Source organism: Saccharopolyspora sp. (assembly GCF_017434145.1).
Taxonomy (GTDB): Bacteria; Actinomycetota; Actinomycetes; order Mycobacteriales; family Pseudonocardiaceae; genus Saccharopolyspora_C; species Saccharopolyspora_C galaxeae.
Map to the genome: position 1 here is coordinate 1 of NZ_JAFRFW010000614.1, position 2,450 is coordinate 2,450.

Here is a 2,450-nt window from a genome sequence, read left to right on the forward strand (position 1 = left end):
CCGGGAATGCCGGTGCGGGACCCGGACATGAGCTGGGGCCAGGTGCGGCGGGCGGCCGAACACCTGCTGCCGGGCAGCCGGTTCCGCAGGCACCTGCTGTGGCGCTACTCGCTGACCTGGCAGAAGCCCGGCTGAGCGACCCGCGGGCCGTGCGCCCGGACACATCGCGGAACAAAGCGGTGGTCCGGCTCGCTGCTCGTTGCGGAACCGGCACTGCCGGATGCACGACCGCGCGATGCACCGGACTCAGCACGGGGTATGGCGAAGGTGTCTCCGGCAGCCCCGCCGGACGAGCAGCCACCAGGAAAGCGAGCAGCGATGAACACCGACATGACCGGGCGCACCGCGCTGGTCACCGGCTCGACCAGCGGCATCGGCCAAGCCATCGCCACCACCTTCGCCCGCGCGGGCGCCGAGGTCGTGGTCAACGGGCGTTCCGAGCAACGGGTCGACGACACCGTGGCGACGATCCGCGCGGAGACCGGCGGCACCGTGCGGGGCATCGCCGCCGACATCGGTACCGCGGAAGGCGCCGACTCGCTGATCTCCGAACTGCCCGACGTGGACGTGCTGGTGAACAACGCCGGGATCTTCGGCGCCGAGCCCGTCTTCGAGATCAGCGATGCGGAGTGGAGCCGGTTCTTCGAGGTCAACGTGCTGTCCGGGGTGCGGCTCGCGCGGCACTACACGCCGCGGATGGTGCAGCGCGGCTGGGGCCGGGTGATCTTCATCAGCAGCGAGTCGTCGATTTTCATCCCGACCGAGATGGTGCACTACGGGATGACCAAGACCGCCCAGCTGTCCGTCGCACGCGGCATGGCGCAAGAGGTCGCGGGCAGCGGCGTCACCGTGAACAGCGTGCTGCCCGGCCCGACGCTCACTCCGGGCGTGGAGGAGTTCATCCGCAGCCGGATCGGCTCGGACGTGCCGTTCGAGGAGGCCGAGCGGCGGTTCATCGCGCAGGAGCGGCCGAGTTCGCTGCTGGGCCGCCTGATCCGGCCGGAAGAGGTCGCGAACCTGGTGCTGTACGCGGGTTCCGAAGCGGGCTCGGCCAGCAGCGGCGCGGCACTGCGCGTCGACGGCGGCGTGGCGCCGTCGCTGACCTGACCGCTTCGGGCTTGCTGCCGCGGGGCTCGCCGAGCAACGGCGAGCCCCAAAAGCCCCCCGTGCGCATGGCGCGCCGCCGGGACCGTGCAGTGGCTCGCCACCGGTTCTCCCACCGAATCGCACCCGGCCGAAGCCGCGGGCGTGCTCCAATGACGGCGGGACGGAATGGGGGAACCATGATCCTGGATGCGTTGGGCCAGGCGTGGCGCGGCTGGGCGGAACTGGGCAAGTCGTTGCCGGACGCTCGGTGGGACACGCCGACGAGGCTCGACGGCTGGAACGTGCGGCACGTCTACGCGCACTACGCCGACGCGCCTGCGACGCTCGCAGCGGTGATCCGCAGCGAGACCGCGTCGGCGGCTCCGAGCTTCCCGGACGCGGCATCGCTGCTGCGTCACCTGCAGCAGCCGGGCGGCATCGCCGAGACCGGAGCCGATTCGATCCGCGACGCCGCGGTGCGCAGCACCGAGGACCGGTCGATGGGCGACTTGGTCGAGCAGTTCGCCACCGTGGCGCCCGAAGTGCTCGCGGACATGCGCACCCGGGACCTGAGCCGGAACTTCGACTACGGCGGGCACGGAACCGTGCAGGTCGGCGAAGCGCTGCGGCTGGCGCTGATGGAGGCGGTCGTGCACTACTTCGACATGGCCGCCGCGCTGGAGCTGGACGTGCCGGGTCCGATGGCCGGTGCCCCGGTTCGGGACACCGTCGCGCTGCTCGCGGGCATCGCGGACCCGGTGAACTTCATCGACGTCGCCACCGGGCGCGCGGGCAGCCCGGTGTTCCCGGTGCTGCGATGAGCACGCTCACCTGCGGAAACGGACCGCGCCGACGCCGATCGGACGAGGCAGGCAGCCGCTCGCGACGCGACGCAGCGGGCCACGCCGCGCCGCGCTCGAAGGTGGCTGGACCGTCCCGCGGTAACTCACGATCGCCGATGGCTCTAGCTTGGTCGGCATGAGTTCCGTGAACGTGATCCTGCCCTGCCTGGACGAGGCCGCCGCGCTGCCCGGCGTGCTGGCCGCGATTCCCGGCGACTACCGGGCGATCGTGGTGGACAACGGCTCCGCCGACGGATCGCCCGAAGTCGCCGCGGATCACGGCGCGCAAGTCCTGCACGAGACGCGGCGCGGCTACGGCGCCGCGGTGCACACCGGCCTGGAAGCCGCCGATGCGGAGATCGTGTGCTTCCTGGACGCGGACGGCTCGATGGACGCGGCGGTGCTGCCCGAGCTGGTGGAGCGCGTGCGTTCCGGCACCGCCGACCTGTCCGTGGGCCGCCGCGTCCCGACCACCCGCGGAGCGTGGCCGTGGCACGCGCAAGCGGGCAACGCCGTGCTCGC

Annotated in this window: 3 protein-coding genes; all 3 read left to right on the plus strand. The window is 72.1% G+C overall.

Going from position 1 to position 2,450, the window contains the following annotated elements:
• Positions 1-318 precede the first annotated feature (318 nt).
• Entirely contained in the window at positions 319-1,107 is a 789-nt protein-coding gene (locus IJH84_RS16915; protein ID WP_295146099.1) for an SDR family NAD(P)-dependent oxidoreductase, read from the plus strand.
• Between the two features lie 176 nt (positions 1,108-1,283).
• Complete coding sequence (locus IJH84_RS16920; protein ID WP_295146104.1) at positions 1,284-1,907, plus strand: maleylpyruvate isomerase N-terminal domain-containing protein; 624 nt, start codon at positions 1,284-1,286, stop codon at positions 1,905-1,907.
• Positions 1,908-2,064: 157 nt separating this feature from the next.
• On the plus strand, positions 2,065-2,450 hold a 386-nt coding region (locus tag IJH84_RS16925; RefSeq protein ID WP_295146106.1), incomplete at its 3' end, for a glycosyltransferase family 2 protein.

What these genes read in the sequence shown, in the direction of transcription:
- IJH84_RS16915 (WP_295146099.1), top strand. Translation starts at nt 319, where the DNA reads ATGAACACCGACATGACCGGGCGCACCGCGCTGGTCACCGGCTCGACC.
- IJH84_RS16920 (WP_295146104.1), top strand. Translation starts at nt 1,284, where the DNA reads ATGATCCTGGATGCGTTGGGCCAGGCGTGGCGCGGCTGGGCGGAACTG.